The organism is Hoeflea marina (genome assembly GCF_003182275.1).
In the GTDB taxonomy this organism is placed as follows: Bacteria; Pseudomonadota; Alphaproteobacteria; order Rhizobiales; family Rhizobiaceae; genus Hoeflea; species Hoeflea marina.
Genome location: NZ_QGTR01000001.1, coordinates 1,284,281 through 1,303,709 on the forward strand (window position 1 = coordinate 1,284,281; position 19,429 = coordinate 1,303,709).

The window sequence follows — 19,429 nt, forward strand, 5'->3', positions numbered from 1 at the left end:
CGACAGCTATACGCATTTCACCGTCGTCTCCGAAGCGTTGAAGGACGCGCTGCTGGAGACAAGGGATCCGGGCCTGTTCTTCATCGAGCCGGAGAATTACTATCCGATTCCGTTTTGAAAACAGATCCCGCCCCCTGTCCCGACGGGATTGAGGATGATTAGAACTGGCCTATCCGCCGTACGCTTCCCCCGCCCTCAGCGCAGCCTCGAAGATCGAACAATTGCGCTCGATCTCGTCGCCTATATGGGCGCCGTCTCCGTTGACGATATCGCGGGCAGCGCGGTAGTCGAGGCTGCCGTCGGGGCGGACAAAATCCGATAATTTGCACGGTCGGAACCAGCCGTCGATCATGCCGGCAAAGGCCACATGCGCCGAAATCACCGGATCGAGAATCAGGTCGTAATTCTCCGACAGCGCGCAGCTGATGCCGAACTTGTCCCTGAGTTTCTCCTCGGCGTTGACGTAATTGCGGCAGTGGGTGAGCTGGATGTCGCCGCCGCCGACCGGAATGCGTCCGCTCTCGTCGGGCAGCCAGTAAGGCGTCTTGACCCATGTCAGCCGGCCGGCGTCAAACGCCTTCTGCAGCCGCTCGGCGGCAGTGCGACGGTCGGGCGAAAACGCCTCCAGCACCGGCTCCATGCGGCCGCCGGTCTCGCGATAGATCTGGCCCAGCGCCGCGGCGAGAAACGTGATCGGATGATCGGCCGCATACCATTTCGCCCAAACATCGAGCTTGGCCTCGAGCCCGGAGCGCTGCGCATCCGTCATGGCGTTCGGGAACAGCCGCGGATCGGTGACGGTCAGATAATGGAAGAAGGCATCGCGATTCATGCCGGCATTCTGGCACGGATTGAGGCGGGGGAATATGGTGCTTCGATGTTGCACATCGTTGCCGACCGCCCCGATCCAGGCTCAGGCAGGACATCCTGCCAGACCGGTCGGCTGCTCTCCTGGCTCCGGGCGAAATGCGCCCTCCCCGCCCCGGCTTCGGGAACGTTAGATCCGCTCGCCGCCCTTCACCCGGTAGCTCGGCTGGTACATCGTGACCAGTTCCTCCGCCGCCGTCGGATGCACCGCCATGGTGCGGTCGAAATCGTCCTTCGTGCAGCCGGCCTTGATGGCGATGGCCAGCACCTGCGCCAGTTCGCCGGCGTCCGGGCCGAGAATGTGCGCGCCGAGCACCTTGCGGTCGGCCGCGTTGACCACCAGCTTCATCACCATCTTCTCGTTGCGGCCGGCGAGAATGACCCGCATCGGCCGGAATTCGGCGCGGTAGATCTCGAGCTCGTCGAACCGCTTGGCGGCCTCGTCCTCGCTGAGCCCGATCGTGCCGATCTCCGGCTGCGAGAACACCGCCGTGGCGATCAGCTCGTGGTCGGGCTTGGTCGGCTTCCCGCGGTAGACCGTGTCGATGAAGCACATCGCCTCGTGGATCGCCACCGGCGTCAGCTGCACCCGGTCGGTAACGTCGCCGACGGCATAGATGTTGTCGACATTGGTGCGCGAGTAATCGTCCACGAGGATGGCGCCCTTGTGGTCGGTCTCGACACCGGCCGCCTCCAGGCCGAGGCCTTGCGTGTTCGGGTCGCGGCCGAGCGCCAGCATCACCTGGTCGGCGACGATCGCCTTGCCCTCCGAGGTGTGGGCGACGAGCCGGCCGTCGGCGCCGCGCTCGATCTTCTCGAAGATCTCCTGGCACAGGATGGTGATGCCCTTTTCCGCCATCGCCTTGTGCAGCGAGCGGCGCATGTCGATGTCGAAGCGGGACAGGATCTCCTTGCCGCGGTAGATCAGCGTCGTCTCGACGCCCAATCCGTGGAAGATGTTGGCGAATTCCACCGCGATGTAGCCGCCGCCGGCGATCACGATCGCCTTCGGCAGCTCCGGAAGGTCGAAGGCCTCGTTGGAGCTGATGCAGAGTTCGTGGCCGGGAAGGGCCGCATGCGGATTGGGTGTGCCGCCGACCGCGATCAGCATCCGCTCGGCGGAGACAACCCTGCCGTCTGCCATCAGCCGGGCATGATGGGCGTCGACCAGCTCGGCGCGGGAATTGACGATCTCGGCGCCTGCCTTGTCCAGTCCCAGTCGGTAGAGGCCCTCCAGCCGGGCGATCTCCATGTCCTTGTTGGCCACCAGCGTCGGCCAGTCGAAACTCGGCTTTCCCGGCGTCCAGCCGTAGCCCGCCGAATCGGCGAAGTGCTCGGAAAACTGCGACGCATAGACGAAGAGCTTCTTGGGCACGCAGCCGCGGATGACGCAGGTGCCGCCATAGCGGTACTCCTCGGCGATCAGCACCTTCTTGCCGAGCCCGGCTGCGAGCCGTGCCGCGCGGACCCCGCCCGAGCCGCCGCCGATCACCAGGAGATCATAATCGTAGCCAGCCATGTCGGGATCCTTTGATGTCATCAGGTTTGGCGGCGGACCGCGGGCCCGCGCTGTCGATGGGGTGTTTTAGCCGTCGTCGCCAAAAAGAAAAGCCCGGGAAATGCCCCGGGCTTGTCACGTCGCCGTGAGCGGCGCCCCTCAGGGCTTGGGTGCGACCAGTGTCGGCGGCGCCGTATCGGCCGGAGCATCCGCGCCTTCGGTTGCCGGCTTGATCAGCTTGGTGCGGTCGCCAAGCTTTGCCTGCAACGCGGTGGCGACTTCCGTCGACAGGTCGCGCTGAATGCCGTTCGACCAGATTTCCGCCGCCTTGAGCAATTCGCGGGTCACCAGCGGGCCGTTCTCGATGAGGTGCTTGCCGGCATCCGAGCTGTAGAAGTCGGCGATCGCCTTGAGGTCAGCTTCGCTGAAGGTCTTGGCGTAGATCGCCGCAGCCTCGCGCTCCAGGTCGCCGCGGCGCGGCACCAGGTCGTAGACCTTCTCGTCCACCGTTGCGGAAATCTCTTCCTGCAGGTCCGGGGTCGACTGGATCAGCGAGGCCTTGAGCTGCTCGGCTGCGTTGGGAAGAATGGCGTCGAACTGGTCGGTCGCGCCCAATGCGGCGATCGCGGTGCGCGCGGCTGCCACGTGCTCAGGTGTTGCGTCCTGGGCGAAGGCGGGATTGGCGATGAAACCGCCAAGCACGAGGCCGGATGCGACGATCACGGCAGCGCCGCTGCGCTTGAAGCCGGTGGAAATCTTCATGTCTGGGTTCACTCCTGTTCATTCTGTGCGGTCAGCATACGCACGCCCGCCGCTGTGGCGATGATCGCGGCGTCTGCCATGTGGAGAAACAATCCGTGCTCGACGACGCCGGCAATCGCTGCGAGGCCGTTTGCAAGCGCTTCTGCATCCGGAATGCGGCCAAAAGATGCATCGAGAATGAAATGGCCGCCATCGGTGAGATAGGGTCCGTCCCTGTCCGGCCGCTGCACGATTTCGCCGCTCAACCCCAGTGTCGCCGCCAGCCTTTCCACCGCCAGCCGGGTCGAGGCCAGGCCGAACGGCATCACCTCGATGGGGAGAGGAAACCGTCCCAGCGTCTCGACCACCTTGCTTTCGTCGGCAATGACGATCATCCGAGTCGACGCCGAGGCGACGATCTTCTCGCGCAGCAGCGCCCCGCCGCCGCCCTTGATCAGGTTCAGATTGCCGTCGAGCTCGTCGGCGCCGTCGATCGTCAGGTCGAGTTCCGGAAGCTCGTCGAGCGAGAACAGCGGCACGCCGAGTTCCATGCACAGCCGCGCGGTCTGTTCTGATGTCGGAACGCCCTGCACGCGAAAGCCGTCATGCACCTTTTCGGCCAGCAGCCGGACGAATTCGTTGGCCGTCGAGCCGGTGCCGATCCCGAGCCGCATGCCGTCCGACACATGTTCGAGCGCCGCCTGCGCGGCGGCGATTTTCAATTGTCGGGCGTCCATGCGGCGTTCCATCCCTGTTTATCCCGGTCTGCTGTTAGCATGGCAAATCTCCCGGCGCAAAGCCAGAAGCCGCATTGCCGGGCAAACTTTGCCGCCTCGCGGACTGCCGCATTGAACCGGCATCCGGCCGCTGCTATGCGGTGCCATCGCCGCTCCGGCGCCATGCAGAGGTGACCCCGCCATGACATCCCCCACCGTAATCTTCGATCTCGACGGAACGCTGCTGTCGACCTCGGCCGACCTGATGGCCAGCCTCAACCATGTGCTGGCCCATTCCGGCGTGGCACCGGTGCATTACCAGGACATGACCTGGCTCGTCGGTCAGGGCGCAAGGGTGATGATCGAGCGCGCCCATGTGCTGCGCGGCCATCCGGCCGGCGAAAGCGAACTCGCCGGCCTCATGGACATGTTCATCGCCCATTACGGCGCCAACATGCCGGGCGAGACCGTGCCCTTTCCTGGGATTCTGGCGGCGCTCGACCGGCTCGAGGCCGACGGGATGCGGCTGGCGGTCTGCACCAACAAGACCGAATCGCTCGCCGTCAAACTGCTCGAGGGTCTGGGCATGGCCGGCCGCTTCGCCGCCATCACCGGCGGAGACACCTTCGCCATCCGCAAGCCCCATGGCGACCACATCCTCAGGACCATCGAGATGGCCGGCGGCTCGCCGCGTCATGCGGTGATGATCGGCGACAGCGTCAACGACATCCTGGCCGGGCAGAACGCCAACGTGCCGACAATCGCCGTCCCCTTCGGCTATTCCGACCGGCCGGTGGAGGAGTTTAACCCGACCGTCGTCATCCGGCATTTCGACGAGCTCGACGCCGGACTGATCCACCGGCTGATCGCCGCCGTCGACGCCTGACCCCCCGGGCGCCGGGAGGACGTGGCCCCGGCCGCTGCGGAAACGGAGCGCTCCACTGCGCCGGTCTTGGCCGCGCGCGGACAGAAAAACGGGCGGCACGCGCAAAACCATCGCGCCGGCGCCATCCGGCGCTTGACGCGCCCCGTCCGCTGCGCTTATACCCCGCGCCATCCGGTCGGCGCGCTTCTCGCGTGGCCTGAACGGGCGCGTAGCTCAGCGGGAGAGCACTGCATTCACACTGCAGGGGTCACAGGTTCAATCCCTGTCGCGCCCACCATTTCATCAGCGGGACATCCACGTTTATTGCCTGGGCCGCAGCCCCGACCTGCTCGAATGCTGCCTCCGGCCGCTCAGGTCGGATCGATGCGCCGCCAGCGCGCCTCGGCGAAGGAATAGGCTGAAAAGGCGATCAGCCCCAGGCCGAGCATGGACAGCAGGAAGCCGCCGAATGGCAGATCCTGCACGAATTGCAGCGCGCTCTTGAGGCTGGGATCGGCCGATGAATCAGCCGCATTGAAGAAGCGATAGCCGAACATCACCGCAATCACCAGGAACACCATCCCGCGAGCCGTCAATCCGGCAATGGACACCGGGTGGACCAGGTTCATCGGCGCCGAGTTGCAGTCGATGTGGTCGGCATATTTGCGCTTGTAGGCTTTCCAGACATGGGCTCCGGCAACTCCGAGCATGATGACGGCCAGGCCAAGCGACACCGTTGCGCTGCCGACGAAGCCGGCAAGATAATCGGCGACCTTGCCCTTGCCGCCGCCCGATCCGCCGCCCGAGAGGACGCCCATCAGCGACAGCGCGTAGACCGCGAGCGTGCCGTAGGTCAGCGCGCTCACCAGCAGGCCGGCGCGGATCGCCAGCGCCTTCGCGCCGTTGCCATGGTCGTCGCTGTCAAGGACAGCCTGGACAAGCCGCCAGATCACGTAGCCGCCCAGGCCGGCGATCAGCAGCCACACCAGGATCGTGCCGAACGGCTGGGAGAGAAGCGTTTGCAGCGCGTCCTTCGAGTCCTTTTCCTCTCCCGAGCCGATGGCAGACAGAAAGGCGAACAGGCCGATGATCAGGTAGATGACGCCACGTGCCGCATACCCCATCCGGGCAAGCGGCTCGATCCATGTCCTCGGAGCGGGATGGGAAATCGACATCATTGTATGGGCCTCAGCTGCTGGAGTGTCCGAATACCTCGGGATCGGCATTTCGGGAAAGATAATGGGCGGTGAGCCAGCACAGGCTGGCCCATGTCACCCCGAGCGACCATCCCGCCAGAACATCGCTCGGCCAGTGCACGCCGAGATAGACACGACTGGCGCCGATGATGAGGCCGAGGGCTGCGGCGGCACAGAGTATGAAGACTCGAACCGAATGCCGCGGCACAAAGCGGACGGCGACCGAGGCGAGCGTCAGATAGGAGAGCATGCTGACCATGGCGTGCGCGCTGGGGAAACTGGATGTGAATGTCCGGTCCATGTGATCGACGAGATCCGGCCGGGCGCGCTCGAAGATCAGCTTCAACCCGCTCGAAAGCGCCGCTCCGCCGCCAAGCGCGGCAAGCAGAAACGCCGCCGCCGACCTGTGGCGCACCAGCACCAGCACAGACAGGGCCAGCACGGTCACGGTCACCAGGATCGGATAGCCGCCCAGCGCCGAAAGTTCGGCCATCGTTTCCTCGAACCAGGCCGGTCCCCAGGCGTCACCCGGATTTGCGGAATCACGCAGCGACAGGAGGATGGCGCGATCGAAGGTTTCGGTCCAGCCGGACTGCACCGCAATCGCCAGAATCGCGAACATCAGCGCACCGCCGGCAGCCGCGAGCCACATCGCTTTCACCGGCGGATGACGGTGCAGCGGATCGATCCGGCTGCGCGGCGGCCTGGCGCGATTTTGCCCGCTTGCTGAAGCAACCATGCGGCGTTGTGCGGGAAGAGGCTGTGAACTTGTCATTCTGTTGCAAACGTCCAACCGCGGTTTCGGTTCCGTCAGGTCGAAGCGCAGCACTTGAAGCGTCAATCGGTCTTCAGAATGACAACCGCTGGCTTCGCGATCGCCATAGCCCTCCCCGTCGCCGCTGCCCGCCATTCGGCCTTTCCGACCACCTGGGCAGTGATGCCGACGATCGGCCTTGCGGCCGGACGGCGGACCCTCGGTCTCAACGAAGGCAGTCCAACCCGCGGCCGACGCAGCAACCCGGCTCGACTTCGACGCTAAAGCAACGTGCACAGTATTGCGCACGGGGCCCGGCCTCGTCAGCCCGCCGGGTTCGGTGCGATCCTCCGCCGCGCCGTCCGACCATCGCGGCGCCGGAAGCCTTGCGGCAAGCCGGGTTGACCGCCGCCGGTGGCCCGGTTCCGCCCTCCGTCACGGCCGGAAGCCATCCTCCTGAGCCGGCCCGGAAAATCGCGGCCCAATTGTGGCGCCCTGCCGCAAATGGCAGTTGCCGTACAGTCACCTGACGTGTAGCTGTTAAGCAACGGGATGTATGCGAAGTTCGGAGTCTTTGATGGTCAGAGTATCTGTTTCTGCATTGCATCTCGGATGCCACGACAATCTGGGGAGCACTGATGACGCAGCGTGAGAACCGCGAAGACGGCCGAAATGCGGCAGGAAAATCCAGCCGGGTCAGGAACGTGCGGGGGGCACTGTTCGCAAGTTCTGCGCTGACGCTGCTGGCGCTTGCCGTTTCGGCGTCTCCGGCCCTGGCGCAGTCGACATGGAACGGCTCTGTTGACTCGGACTGGACCGCCGATGCCAACTGGACCCCGGCGGCCCCCGGCCCGGGCGACCTGGCAGTCGTCTCCGATGGCGGCGCGCCCAGCCAGCCGGTGGTCACCGGGATCGAAACCGTCGACACGCTGGATCTTTCCGCCGGGTCGGTGACGATCGACACGGGCGGCGAACTGACAGCCGTGAGCGCCTTCGACCTGTCGGGCGGCACGCTGAACGGGCCGGGAACGCTCGCAACCTCGACGACGACCATGACCGGCGGCCTGATTGCCGGCGACGCCGTGGTCGACACACTGACATTCGCCCAGACGGGAGGCATCAATCTCGGGACCGTTACCGCGGACTTTGCTGTGGTGGCCATCGGCGGTGCGGTCACCTCGATCGGCGCAAACGGGATCACCGCCTCCAATGCATCCGCCTCCGGCATCACGGTGACAACGTCGGCGAGCGGTCAAATCGTCAAGGCCGGCTCGGGCAACGGCATCACGCTCGACAATTCCACCGGCGGCGATGTGCTGGTCACACTCGGCGCCGACATCGAGGTCGCCAATGGAGACGCCATCAACGTGGTCTCGACCGGCGGCGGCACCGTGACCATCACCGGCACCGCAAATCTGGTCGGCGGCACCAGCGATGGCCAGGACGGCATCGACATCACCTCTGACGGCGACACCTTCGTCAGCCTCAACGGCGACATCAACGGCGATCCGGGCGTGGTCTTCAATTCCGCCGCGGGCGCGGATTTCACGCTGACCGGCAGCGGCAACGTGACCGGTGGCGCCGGCGAAGGCGTTTTCGCCAACACCACTGGCGGCGACGGCAACGTGCTGATCAACCGCGATGGCGCGATCCTCGGTGACACCACCGGCGTCGATGCGCGCTCGTCCGATGGCGGCACGGGAACCGGGACGGTCACTGTCACCTCGTTCGCCGGCCAGTCGATCACCGGCACCAATGCCGCAGGCGTCATCACCCGCACCGACCTGGGCCAGAACACGGTCGACGGCGCGGGCTCGATCTCCGGCGTCACCTTTGGCGTCGATGCGCAGTCGATCGGCGGCGGCGTCACCGTCTCGGGCACCGGCACCACCACCTCCTCGGGCGCCGGCTCGACCACCATCAACGCCCAGATCACCGGGGTTGGCGCTGAGACCGCCGATCTGCTGGTCGACCGCTCCGGCCTGATCTCCAACACCGGCGCCGGCTCCACAATCGGCATCAACGCCACGTCGAACCTGACCGGCAGCGGCGATGTCACGGTCACCGGCGCGCCGACGATCAACATTGCCGGCACCGGATCGACGGCAATCTATGTCGGCCTGAACGTGCTCGGTGCCACTGGCGTCGTGACTGTCGACGCCGGCGTGATCACCTCCACCGGCACCGGGAACAGCGGCGGCATCAATGCCTTCACGTCCAGTCCAGGCCTGCTCGACGTCGACAGCGCCGGCGTCACCCTGTCGGCTGTTTCGTCGGGCATCGGCATCCGCGCCTACAGCGCCGGCAATGGGAACATCACGGTCGACACCAGCGGTGTAATCAATGGCGGGGGCACCGGCATCTTTGCCCAGGCGTCCGGCGTAGGAACGGCAACCGTCACGCTCGGCGCCGACGTGGGCGATATCACCGCACCGTCTGCCGCGGGAGTCGAGGTCAGCACGCAGAGCGGTCTCGCCACGGTTGACGGCAGCGGCAATGTGAACGGTACCACGCGCGGCATCGACGCACAGTCACTCGGCGGCGGCGTGACCGTGTCGGGCACCGGCGCGACCACAAGCACCGGTGCGGCCTCGATCGCCATCAATGCCCAGCAGACAGGAGCAGGGGCGGAAAGCACGAACATTCTCGTCAGCCGCTCCGGCACGGTCACCAACACCGGCAGCGGCGGCACCATCGGCATCAACGCCACGTCGAACCTCTCCGGCAGCGGCGACGTCACCGTCACCGGCATCTCGGCGGTCAACATCGCCGGCAATGGCTCGACAGGCATCGTGGCGACGATCTCGAACGCCGCGGCGAGCGGCGCTGTCGTGGTCAATTCGGGCCTCGTCACCTCGACGGGCACCGGCGCCTCCGGCGGCATCCGGGCGACCAATCTCGGCAGCGGCGCCGTCGATATCGACAGCGCCGGCGTGAGCCTTCTGGGCGTGTCGGTCGGGACCGGCATCTTCGCCTCCAGCGCCACCGGAGCGCTGACGGTCGATACCAGCGGGACGATCAACGGCGGCAATGTCGGCATCGACGCCGCCTCGTCGGGCGCCAACGTGACCGTCACCACCGCCGCGGCCATCGGCGACACGATCGCCCCGAGCGACGTCGGCATCTCCGCCACGGTTGCGACCAGCACGGCGAGGGTCACCAACAACGCGGCGGTCACCTCCGGAACCAACGGCATCACCGCGACCGCGACGGCTGCCGGCAATGTGACCGTCGACGGTTCGGGCTCGGTCACCGGCACCGCCGGCTACGGCATCAGCGCGACCTCCGCGGGCGGCAATGTGCTCGTCGACAAGAGCATCGCCGGCGGAACCGTCAGCGGTGCCTCCGACGGCATCATCGCCATCACGACCGGCACCGGAACGGCGACGGTAACGGTTGCCAACAATGTCACCGGCACCTCGAACGACGGCATCCGGCTTGGTTCGGGCACCGGCTGGGTCACGCTCAACATCAACGGTTCGGGCACCGTCGTCACCGGCGGCGCCAACGCCGTCAATGTCACCGGCGGCTCACTGGCCAATACCAGCGCCAACCTCGGCACCATCAGCTCGGCTGCCAACGCCTTCAACTTCTCCGGTGCCGGCACTGGCGTGTTCACCAACGCCAATCTAGCCTTCGGCGACATCCAGACGGCTGCCGGCGTGACCTCGTTCCAACTTGTCAATTCCGCAACCGGAGCCTGGACGCTCAATGCCGGCAACACCTCGACCTTTGCGGGCACCGCCGACAGGCTGACAAATAACGGGATCTTCAATGTCAGCAACAATCTGGTCACGGGCATCGAGTTCCTGACCAACACCGGCACCATCAGTTCGGTCGGCGCCTCCACCATCACCATGGCCGGAGCCGCCCCGGTGCTCGACAACACCGGCGGCGTCATCACGAGCACCGGCAATTCCGCCACCGGCGACGTGCTGACGGTCAATGGCGATCTCGACAACGGCGCCGGCGGCACATTCAACCTTGACGTGGAACTGACCAACGTCTCCGTCAGCAAGAGCGACAGGGTCATCGTCAACGGCGCCCTGACCGGCACCATCAATGTCAATTTCAATGAAACCGTGCCGTCCACGCTCAACACGCCCGGTGACACGACGGTGATCTCGGCCACCGACAACTCGGGCAGCACGCTCGGTTCGTTCACCGGACTGACCAACGGTCCCCTCGTCCAGTATGACTTTCTCGATTCCGGCAATGACTATGTCATCCGCACCAGCCTCAATCTCGGTACCCTTGGCGGCCTCGTCGGCAGCCTCGCCACGGTGCAGAACGTGGTCAACTCGTCGGTCAACCGGCCGTCGAGCGCCTTCGTCAGCAGGCCCGACGGCGTTGACCCCGACACCTGCGCGCCCGGCGTCTACAGCCGCCTGATCGGCGGCACCTCGACGGCTTCGGCGACCACGTCAAGCCCCGGCTCGACGTCGGCAGCGACCGAGGTCGAGGTGAATTACGGCGGCCTGCAGGCGGGCGTCGACTGGGGCTGCTTCAACATCGGCGGCAATGGCGGAGCGGTCAATGTCGGCCTGCTCGGCGGCGTCAATCTGGGCACTGCCAGCCAGAACCAGGCATCGATCGTCTCGGACAACCGCTTCACCTCGACCTATGGCGGCGTCTACGCCACTTACTCGAGGGACCGCTTCTTCGCCGACATCCAGACCGTGTTCGACTGGACCAGCTACAGGCTCGATTCACGCGTCGACGGCGATGTCTTCGTTGCGGACGACGATTTCGACACCCGCCGCTTCACGATCAGCGGTTCGATGGGCTACGCGTTTTCGTTCGATGAAGTCTCGCTGGTCCCGGCAGTCGGCTTCAACTACTCGCGCACCTCCGCAGACTCGATTGCGATCGACGCCGCACCGGGTGGATCGCTGCAATTCGAAGACGTCGAGAACATGATCGGTTTTGCCAGCCTGACGCTCGCCAGGAGCCACATCCTGGCCAACGGTACGTCGACGCTGCGGCCCTTCGTCACCGCCACCGTCTACAACGACTTCGCCAGCGATCCGGTGGTCAACTACATCTCCCCGAGCCTGGTTGTGACGCCGACCTCGACGACGAATTTCGGAACCTATGGCGAACTCTCCGCCGGCCTGACCTATCGCTCCATTCTCCAGGCCGGCGATGGCGGCCTGCGGGAGCTCAGCGCCGGCCTGCGCGGCGACGTGAGCTTCAACGAGAATCTTCTCGGCGGACGCGTCACCGCCAATCTGCGGCTGCAATTCTAATGCATGTCGCCCAAAAGTGTGCAGCGGTTTCGGGATCACGACATGCATGATCACAAAGAGCCAAAGCATATCGCGTGAATTCACGCGATATGCTTTGAGCCATTTTGAGGCCGTGAATTCCGCTTCGTCGCAGGCCGATGCGACTGAACAAGGACCGAGAACGCTTCTGCGGCTCGATGAACGCCAGAAGCGCTCCAGGGCGGGCGGGTCCCCGGGCCTGCCGCAAGTGCGCCCGCGGACTCCGCCTGCTGCCGTCGCCGGATCGGGCATTGCGCATAAGCCCCTCACCTGTCAGCTGGTCACCGGACGGCACAATGCAATTGGTCCGGCCATCCCGGCGGCAGCAGCGATCTGATGGTGCAGATCATGCCGTTGGCGGCGGTGAGACCGGCTTCGGCGCCGCTCGGAAAGATTGCACATCCCTGTCGCCCCGCTCTCCCTCCCGGCAAGCTCCCGCCATGCCTGCGCGACACATCGGTCGCGGTGCCAGGACGGCAAATCAGCAGGAAATGCGCGGCCGGTTGGCCAACCCGGTGGTGGACATATATTTGCCAACACGCTAACGCATTCAGACCACTGGTCGCTTCGATGCCGATTGCGACGCGAGCCATGACTCTGAACCCATAGGTTGAGCCGAGCATGCAGACCGGGCGAATATGTCTTGCTGTCGCCACCCGCGACCGGCCGAAAATGCTCCGCCAGGCATTGCTGTCGATGTGCGCCCTCGACGACGTGGCGAAGGCGGGCGTCGATATTCTCGTGGTCGAGAATGCAGCCCTGAGTTCGCTTGACGGCACCATCGAAGAGTTCGCCGGCCGCCGCGTCGGAACCAGCATCACATTGCTGCACGAGCCAAGGCTCGGCATCGTCCACGCCCGCAATGCAGCGCTCGATCACGCGCTTGCCAACGGCTACAGCCATCTCGCCTTCATCGATGACGACGAGGTGGTGGCCCCGGACTGGCTGTCCGAACTCCACAAGGCGCAGACGGAGCGGCGTCTTGACCTGATCGGCGGTCCGGTCCACGCCTTTGTCGAGGAGAAGCCGTGCGGCGTGCTGGCGGCGGCGCTGTGGCGCGGCTATCAGGCACGTGTCATGCGTGTCGAGCGCGCCGCGCTCGATCGACACCGGCGAGACAGCGACGGCCTGATCATGATCGCGACCAACAACTGGATGGTCGACCTGGAATTCTGCCGCAAGACCGGCCTGCGGTTCGACCCGCGCTACAATCTGTCGGGCGGCGAGGATTCGGGCTTCTATCATGGTGCCAGGCGCCTTGGCGCCCGCACCGGCTGGACGCCTCGGGCGGTGGTCAGCGAGGAGATCCCGCCGGAGCGGCTGTCCGTCGTCTACCAGTTCAACCGCGCGTTCGACCAGTCCGTGGTCTCGTTCCACCGCAAGTTCGAGACCAGGCCGCGGCTGAAATGGCTGATCGTGCCGCTGTCCATTCTCTACAAGACGCTGGCCGGAGGGGCGCTGCTGCTCGCCCTCCCGCTGACGCTCGGCAGCTCGCTTGTCGGCGCCATTCGCGCCCTGGGATTCGCGTCCGGACGCCTCGCCGGGCTGTTCGGCGTCCAGAGCCGCCATTATGAAACCACGACGGGGCGCTAAATTCCGCTCATCGACAATCATCGGCGGCGACGGATCGATATCGGCATGGCATTCTGGCATCACGTTCCATTGCGCCGCGGGTGCGATCGGCTTTCAGCCTGCCCCGGCATGAGAGAGAGGAGCCCTGCCTTGAAGCAACCTGCCGCGACGCTTCCCCGGTGGCGGGCCGGCGTGTGGTCCGGGGATGTTCCCCGATGACCCGCGAACTCCTGTTCGGGAATGTCGCCGCGGCCGCGGGCGATCTTGATGCGAGCTACATCCTCTACACCTGGAACCAGGCCCTCTACGTCGCCGAAGCCGTCCGATCTGCCCTGGACCAGGACGGTTGTGTTCTCGACATCCTGATTTCCGACGATGCCTCCACCGATTCCACCTATGACGTGATCCTTGCGACCCTCCAGGGCTATCAGGGTCCGCACCGGGTCCGTCTCCGCCGCTCCCCTGGCAATATGAAAATGGATCACTTTCCCTCGCTGCTTCGTGCCGCCGCATGCGACATCTCCATTCATGCCCATGGCGACGACGTGGCACTGCCGCACCGAGCCGCCAGGATCCTGCAGGCCTTCCGCCTGACCGGGGCGTCGGTGGTCTCTTCCAACGCCATCATCTTGGACGCGGTCGGCGGACAGCACGGCCGACTGGTGGAAGCCGCGCGGGACCGACATTTCGATGCAGGCGACCTGCTGGCAAAGCCCTGGCGCCTGGAAATGGCCGGCGCATTTCTGGCTCTCAGGCGAGAGGTCTACACCCGCTTGCCCTGGCTCGATTCGCGGTATCTGGCGCGCGGACACGACCACCTGGTGCCCTGGCGCGGTGCCCTGCTCGACGGCTTCTTCTGGATCGCCGACCCGCTGCTGCTGCATCGCATGCATGAGGGCCAATGGCGGCACCGCTTCTATGACAATTCCGGCAAGCTGGCACAGCGGGAAACGGTGCAGGCGCAGCAACTGGTGATCGCCCGTGCGAAGCGGCGCGACCTTGACCATCTGATGGCCACAGCCGATGAGGAGCGACGGAATGCATTGGCGGAGATCGGCGCGACGCTTGGCGAAAAGGTGGCCCAGTTGAGCGAGCAGTGGCTCGACCTGCGGGAGGACCTTATTCGCGAAGGCATGCGCCCGCACTGGACGGCCGATGATTTACCGTCGGGTCCGCCACCGCGAAGCCGCAATCTGCGCCGCAGGATCGGAATTCTGCTGAGAAAGGTGTATTCGCGCCGATGAACCCCAGCCCCGACCCCGGTTGCGACGTGGACGGCTCCGCCGGCAGCGATGCATTGGCGGAGATGCCGCTGCTGCCGTTCGATCGTGCGGCCTATGCACCGGCCCTGCGCTATCTCGGCGATCCGGCCTTCTGTGCGGAGCGGCCCCTGGTCATGCGTCCGATACCGGGAAGTGCGGATTTCGATGCCTTCGGCCCGTTCCCCTACTCGACGCCGCCGGTCGACTCCGGCACCTTCCTTGCCGGAATGGCGGCACTCGGCGCCGTGACCTGGACGGCAGTCATGCGGCCGGGCTGGCAATTGCCGTCGCTTGCCGGGTTCGATCCGCTGCCGATCAAGGAACACTTTGTTCATCGGCGCCTGGGTCCGGCCCTTGCTCAATCACCGCGGGCACGCAAGCATATCCGCCGCGGGCTGGCAATTTGGACGATCGACCTATGCGCGATTGCCGAGGTGCGGGCCGACATCGTCCGCCTGCACGGGGACCTCGAAGCCCGCGCCCCCCTGTCGAGGGTGGCGCGTGTGGATGCAGCCCATATTGACAAGCTGGCCGGCCTTGCAGGCATGCGATGCGTGGTGGCGCGCGCCTCGGGCCGCATCGGCGCATTCCTCATCTTCGCAGAGTCCGGCGACGAGATCCATTGCCATCTCACCGCGGGCAGCATGGAGGCCCTGCACCTGGATGCGATGTATGCGATCTTCGACTTCCTGCTCTCCACCTTCGGCCGCTCCCACGACCTCTATATGGGAGGGACGCCCGCAGGTCCGAACGGCGAAGGGGTCGGCCGCTTCAAGGCGCGTTTCGCCAATGCGCGCGTCCCCGTCTTCCTTGCCCGGGTGGTGCTGGACACCGCGCGCTGCGAAAATCTGGTCCGGGACCTGGGCAGCCATCGCTGGTTTCCACCCTATCGCGATCCGCTCATCGATCAGGGCATCATGACCATGCCGGACGGGAGGACTTGATGGCCCGCCCGCCTTCTGCCCGCTGGATCGGAATGCGAGCGGACCTGACCGCGGTCTTGGCACCCTTCCAGCCGGGCAAGGTGGCCCTGCTGCATTCCGGCCGCTGCGGCAGCGAACTGCTCGGCAGTCTGCTCGGATCGAACCCGCGACTGCATTGGGCGGGGGAATTCGTCAATGAGCAGGTCTATCCGCTGCTAGATCCGCCCGGCGATTATGCCGGCCGCCTCGCCGGCCGGATCGGCATTCCCCTGCAGGTAGCCTTGTCGAGCAGGGGCTGGAAAGCCCGTGGGCGCATCCAGGTGGTCAAAACCAAGCGGCTGCACTTTGCCGCGGCAGGAATCGACACTCCCGCGGAGGCGTCCCGCATCCTCGATCAGGCCGGACTGACACGCCGCATCGTCCTGTCCCGGCGCAATTCGCTGCACGCTCTTCTGTCCTGGACACGGGCGCTCGCCACCCGCACGCCCCATGCCTACCGTCCGGAGGACGTGCCCACCGGGACCGTCCGGGTTCCACTCGACACGATCCCGACCCGCCTCGGCCTTCTGCCGATCGAAGCGGCGCTGGAGCTGCGCGAGCAGGATGCGGCATGGGTCGACGAGACCGCCGGTGCCGATGCGCTCAGGCTCATCTACGAGGACGACCTCCGAGATGGCTACCAGGATTGCATCGTCCGGATCGCGGATTTCCTGTCGATCGAGCCCTGGAAGGCCGAAACCAGAACGGTGCGCACCGGCGGACAGCCGCTCGAGCGGGCCATCGAGAACTTCGACGCCCTGGTCGGGCGGCTGTCCGGCACCCGGTGGGCGTCAATGTTATGAGGCGGTAGCCCCTGCCATGCACCGGCCGCCACGGCCTCATCGCGCGCCGAGCACGAGGCCGGGCAGCCATGTGGTCAGCGGCGGCCACAGCGACACGGCCAGCAGAACCGCCAGCAGCGGGATCAGCCACGGCACGATCGCCCGCGACATGGCCTCGAACGAGATGCCGGCAATTTTCGAGGTGATGAAGAGCACCACGCCGACCGGCGGGGTGATGGTGCCGAGCATCAGGTTGAGCACGAAGACCAGCCCGAACTGGATCGGGTCGATGCCGAGCTGGGCGGCGATCGGGGTCAGGATCGGGATCAGGATCAGCATCGCTGCCAGCGCCTCCATGAAGCAGCCGACGATCAGCAGCAGCACGTTGACCACCAGCATGAACAGGAGCGCGCTGCCGATGGAATCGACGATCAGCGGCGTGATGATCTGCGGAATGCGGCTGATCGACAGGCACCAGGCGAGTGCCGCCGCCGTCATCACCAGCGCCAGCACCATGCCCGAGGTCTCGACCGTGTCGACGATGATGCCGGGCAGATTGCGGATGTCGAATTCGCGGTAGATCACCAGGCCCAGGAACAGCGCGTAGACCGAGGCCACGGCGGCGGCCTCAGTCGGTGTCATGATGCCTGTCATCATGCCGCCGAACAGGATCACCGGCGTCATCAGCGCCCAGTGCGCCCGCCGGTAGGCCGTCCAGATTTCCCGAAGGCCCGGGAACTCGCCGCGCTCCATGCCCATGCGCCGCGCCATCACGGTCGCCATGCCCGACAGCGCTCCGGCCATCAGCAGGCCCGGAATGACGCCGGCCAGGAACAGCCCGCCGATCGAGACATCGGCCGACACGCCATAGATCACCATCGGCAGCGACGGCGGGATGATCGGCCCGATGGTCGCCGACGCCGCGGTGATCGCCGCCGCCATGTCGGCCGGGTAGCCCTCCTGCTTCATGGCGCGGATCTCGAGCGCGCCGACGCCGCCGGCGTCCGCCACCGCCGAGCCCGACATGCCGGCGAAGATGACGCTGGCAAGGATGTTGGCGTGGCAGAGCCCGCCCCGAACCCAGCCCACGCAGGCGGTTGCAAAGGCGAAGATCCGGTCGGTGATGCCGCCTGAATTCATGATCTGCCCCATCAGGATGAACAGCGGGGCGGCCAGCAGCGGAAACGAATTGACCGATTGCGCCAGCTTCTGCGGCACTGTGTCGATCGGAAAGCCCGACAGCGTGACGAAGGCGACCGAGGCGAGCCCCATGGAGGCAAACAGCGGCACGCCGAGCATGAGGGCGACGAACCAGACGACGAGAATTTCAAGCATCAGTGTGGTCACAGCGACGGCCCCTGCTGCGCGACATGCAGTTGCCCGCGAAGGGCCGCCAGGATCTCGACGCCGCAGCGGATGACGACGGCGAGTCCGGCGATCGGGATCGGCAGGTAGACCAGCGCCACCGGCAGCGGCAGGCTCACCCATTCGACATCGGAATTGCGCGCAATCAGCCCGAAGCTCTTGGTCAGCAGCACCATGCCGAGAACGGCGACGAGAAGCTGGATGACGACCTCGGCGGCAAGCCGAGGCCGGCCCTTGAGCGCGTCGAGAAACATGACGATGCGGATATGGCTGCCGCGATTGCCGGCGATGATCCAGCCCGTGAACGCGGTCCAGACCAGCAGGTACTGCGCCATCTCGTCGGTCCAGGCCAGCGGCTGGTTGATGAAGCGGAAGATGACGCCGAGGAAGACGCTCGCCAGCATGGCGATGAGCAGCAGCACGGCGGCGCCCTCGACCAGGCGGTTGGCGGTGCGGGCCAGAGTGGTGATCACGCCGGACTCCCGTGATGGAGTGAGAAGAAGGCCCGCCGGGCGAGCCGGCGGGCGCTGTCGCAAGGGTCAGGTCAGAGGGCCGCGAGCGCGTCCCAGGTGCCCTTGCCCCATTTGTCCTCGAACATGGCCGGCACCTTGGCCAGCACCGGGTCGCGGAAGCTTGCCACATCGGGTTCGATGACGGTCATGCCGCCGTCGGCCAGCGTCTTGACCAGGTTGGCTTCCTGCGAGGACAGTTCCGCATCCTGCCAGGTCACCGCCTCGGCCAGCGCCTCGTCGAAGATGGCGCGATCGGCCGGGTCCATGGCCGCGAGCGCCGCCTCGTTGGCGATCACCAGCCGCGGCGTGATGATATGACCGGTGAGCACCAGATATTTCTGCACCTCGTTGAGCTTGGCGCTGGCGATCGTCGGCAGCGGGTTTTCCTGGCCGTCAACCGCGCCCTGGCTCAGCGCCAGGTAGAGCTCGTTGAAGTTGATCGGCGTGCCCTTGGCGCCCCAGGACTCGGCCATGGCGAGGAAGGTGTCGACCGGCGGCACGCGCAGCTTGAAGCCGGCCATGTCGGCGGCGGAGCGGACTTCCCTGGTGCCGGTGGTCAGGTGCCGCTTGCCGTAATAGGTGACCGCCATCATCCTGAGCCCGCGCTTGGCCACCAGTTCGTCGTTCATGGTCTTGAACACGTCCGAGCCCGCAACCTTGGCCATGTGGGCGGCGTCGCGCCAGAGATACGGCGCCTCGATCACCGAGAGCTGCGGCAGCAGCGTGCCGAGCGAGGCGGCACCGTCGGTGGTCAGCGTCAGGCCGCCGGAGACGACCGAATCCATCATGTCCTTGCCCGAGCCGAGCTGGCCGGCGGGAAACACCTGGATCTCCATGCGGCCGCCGGATTTCTCCTTGGCGGTCGCCGCGATGCGCTCGGCCATCATCACCTGAGGGTGGCTGGTGGGCAGCATCTCGCCCCAGCGCATCACGGTGGCCTGCGCCCGCAGCACGCTCGGCATGGCGAGAACGCCCGCCGCCGCGGCGGTACCGGCCAGGAATGTGCGTCGCTTGAATGTGGTCATGTCGTCTCTCCTCCCAGAGTAAGCCCGCCTCATGCGGGCCGAAAA

General features: G+C 65.9%; 15 protein-coding genes and 1 tRNA gene. 7 read left to right on the forward strand and 9 right to left on the reverse strand.

The genetic code is table 11. From position 1 onward, the window contains the following. Nucleotides 1–169: 169 nt before the first annotated feature. The 4 genes from DFR52_RS05750 to rpiA form a co-directional block, all read right to left on the reverse strand. On the reverse strand, nucleotides 170–832 hold the full coding sequence (locus DFR52_RS05750; protein ID WP_110030893.1) for a hypothetical protein: 663 nt from the start codon (nucleotides 830–832) through the stop codon (nucleotides 170–172). Nucleotides 833–997: 165 nt separating this feature from the next. Beyond that, on the reverse strand, nucleotides 998–2,386 hold the full coding sequence (gor, locus tag DFR52_RS05755; protein ID WP_110030894.1) for a glutathione-disulfide reductase: 1,389 nt from the start codon (nucleotides 2,384–2,386) through the stop codon (nucleotides 998–1,000). A 138-nt stretch (nucleotides 2,387–2,524) separates the two neighbouring features. Next, nucleotides 2,525–3,127 (reverse strand): DUF2059 domain-containing protein, encoded by a 603-nt coding sequence (locus DFR52_RS05760; protein ID WP_110030895.1) that lies wholly within the window; start codon nucleotides 3,125–3,127, stop codon nucleotides 2,525–2,527. An 8-nt stretch (nucleotides 3,128–3,135) separates the two neighbouring features. Further along, entirely contained in the window at nucleotides 3,136–3,843 is a 708-nt protein-coding gene (gene rpiA / locus DFR52_RS05765) for a ribose-5-phosphate isomerase RpiA (protein WP_110031153.1), read from the reverse strand. A gap of 181 nt (nucleotides 3,844–4,024) precedes the next feature. On the opposite strand from rpiA, the gene DFR52_RS05770 reads away from it, so the two are divergent. Next, nucleotides 4,025–4,708: an HAD family hydrolase gene (locus DFR52_RS05770; RefSeq protein ID WP_110030896.1), complete on the forward strand. Its 684-nt coding sequence runs from the start codon at nucleotides 4,025–4,027 to the stop codon at nucleotides 4,706–4,708. A gap of 202 nt (nucleotides 4,709–4,910) precedes the next feature. After that, nucleotides 4,911–4,985: transfer RNA gene (locus DFR52_RS05775), tRNA-Val, on the forward strand. Between the two features lie 73 nt (nucleotides 4,986–5,058). Here the strand turns inward: DFR52_RS05775 and DFR52_RS05780 are convergent. Beyond that, complete coding sequence (locus tag DFR52_RS05780) at nucleotides 5,059–5,865, reverse strand: DUF1206 domain-containing protein (RefSeq protein ID WP_210205765.1); 807 nt, start codon at nucleotides 5,863–5,865, stop codon at nucleotides 5,059–5,061. 10 nt (nucleotides 5,866–5,875) lie between these two features. Further along, nucleotides 5,876–6,946: a phosphatase PAP2 family protein gene (locus DFR52_RS05785; RefSeq protein ID WP_210205766.1), complete on the reverse strand. Its 1,071-nt coding sequence runs from the start codon at nucleotides 6,944–6,946 to the stop codon at nucleotides 5,876–5,878. Between the two features lie 329 nt (nucleotides 6,947–7,275). Here DFR52_RS05785 and DFR52_RS05790 point away from each other — a divergent pair, with 329 nt between their 5' ends. The 5 genes from DFR52_RS05790 (at nucleotide 7,276) to DFR52_RS05810 (ending at nucleotide 16,503) form a co-directional block, all read left to right on the forward strand. Next, nucleotides 7,276–11,886, forward strand: coding sequence for a hypothetical protein (locus tag DFR52_RS05790; protein WP_110030898.1), 4,611 nt, complete (start codon nucleotides 7,276–7,278; stop codon nucleotides 11,884–11,886). Between the two features lie 639 nt (nucleotides 11,887–12,525). Beyond that, nucleotides 12,526–13,497: a glycosyltransferase family 2 protein gene (locus tag DFR52_RS05795; protein ID WP_110030899.1), complete on the forward strand. Its 972-nt coding sequence runs from the start codon at nucleotides 12,526–12,528 to the stop codon at nucleotides 13,495–13,497. 194 nt (nucleotides 13,498–13,691) lie between these two features. Beyond that, complete coding sequence (locus tag DFR52_RS05800) at nucleotides 13,692–14,720, forward strand: glycosyltransferase (protein WP_110030900.1); 1,029 nt, start codon at nucleotides 13,692–13,694, stop codon at nucleotides 14,718–14,720. 26 nt (nucleotides 14,721–14,746) lie between these two features. Further along, entirely contained in the window at nucleotides 14,747–15,682 is a 936-nt protein-coding gene (locus DFR52_RS05805) for a hypothetical protein (protein WP_110030901.1), read from the forward strand. Then, the gene (locus tag DFR52_RS05810) at nucleotides 15,682–16,503 is read left to right on the forward strand and encodes a hypothetical protein (RefSeq protein WP_110030902.1); all 822 of its coding nucleotides are present in this window, start codon (nucleotides 15,682–15,684) and stop codon (nucleotides 16,501–16,503) included. The genes DFR52_RS05805 and DFR52_RS05810 overlap by 1 nt, the downstream gene beginning before the upstream one ends. A gap of 36 nt (nucleotides 16,504–16,539) precedes the next feature. Here the strand turns inward: DFR52_RS05810 and DFR52_RS05815 are convergent, their stop codons facing one another. The 3 genes from DFR52_RS05815 to DFR52_RS05825 all read right to left on the reverse strand — a co-directional run bounded on the left by DFR52_RS05815 (nucleotide 16,540) and on the right by DFR52_RS05825 (nucleotide 19,384). Continuing rightward, entirely contained in the window at nucleotides 16,540–17,829 is a 1,290-nt protein-coding gene (locus DFR52_RS05815; protein WP_110030903.1) for a TRAP transporter large permease, read from the reverse strand. Beyond that, complete coding sequence (locus tag DFR52_RS05820) at nucleotides 17,826–18,320, reverse strand: TRAP transporter small permease (RefSeq protein ID WP_245415193.1); 495 nt, start codon at nucleotides 18,318–18,320, stop codon at nucleotides 17,826–17,828. Before DFR52_RS05820 ends, DFR52_RS05815 begins: the two co-directional genes overlap by 4 nt. Before the next feature lie 71 nt (nucleotides 18,321–18,391). After that, nucleotides 18,392–19,384, reverse strand: a complete 993-nt coding sequence (locus DFR52_RS05825; protein WP_110030904.1) for a sialic acid TRAP transporter substrate-binding protein SiaP — start codon at nucleotides 19,382–19,384, stop codon at nucleotides 18,392–18,394. Between the last annotated feature and the right edge of the window lie 45 nt (nucleotides 19,385–19,429).

Excerpts from the sequence above, each read along its gene's own strand:
- DFR52_RS05810 (WP_110030902.1), top strand. The coding sequence starts at position 15,682 with ATGGCCCGCCCGCCTTCTGCCCGCTGGATCGGAATGCGAGCGGACCTG.
- DFR52_RS05780 (WP_210205765.1), bottom strand. The coding sequence starts at position 5,865 with ATGATGTCGATTTCCCATCCCGCTCCGAGGACATGGATCGAGCCGCTT.
- DFR52_RS05760 (WP_110030895.1), bottom strand. The coding sequence starts at position 3,127 with ATGAAGATTTCCACCGGCTTCAAGCGCAGCGGCGCTGCCGTGATCGTC.
- rpiA (WP_110031153.1), bottom strand. The coding sequence starts at position 3,843 with ATGGACGCCCGACAATTGAAAATCGCCGCCGCGCAGGCGGCGCTCGAA.
- DFR52_RS05750 (WP_110030893.1), bottom strand. The coding sequence starts at position 832 with ATGAATCGCGATGCCTTCTTCCATTATCTGACCGTCACCGATCCGCGG.
- DFR52_RS05790 (WP_110030898.1), top strand. The coding sequence starts at position 7,276 with ATGACGCAGCGTGAGAACCGCGAAGACGGCCGAAATGCGGCAGGAAAA.
- DFR52_RS05825 (WP_110030904.1), bottom strand. The coding sequence starts at position 19,384 with ATGACCACATTCAAGCGACGCACATTCCTGGCCGGTACCGCCGCGGCG.
- DFR52_RS05795 (WP_110030899.1), top strand. The coding sequence starts at position 12,526 with ATGCAGACCGGGCGAATATGTCTTGCTGTCGCCACCCGCGACCGGCCG.
- gor (WP_110030894.1), bottom strand. The coding sequence starts at position 2,386 with ATGGCTGGCTACGATTATGATCTCCTGGTGATCGGCGGCGGCTCGGGC.
- DFR52_RS05800 (WP_110030900.1), top strand. The coding sequence starts at position 13,692 with ATGACCCGCGAACTCCTGTTCGGGAATGTCGCCGCGGCCGCGGGCGAT.
- DFR52_RS05770 (WP_110030896.1), top strand. The coding sequence starts at position 4,025 with ATGACATCCCCCACCGTAATCTTCGATCTCGACGGAACGCTGCTGTCG.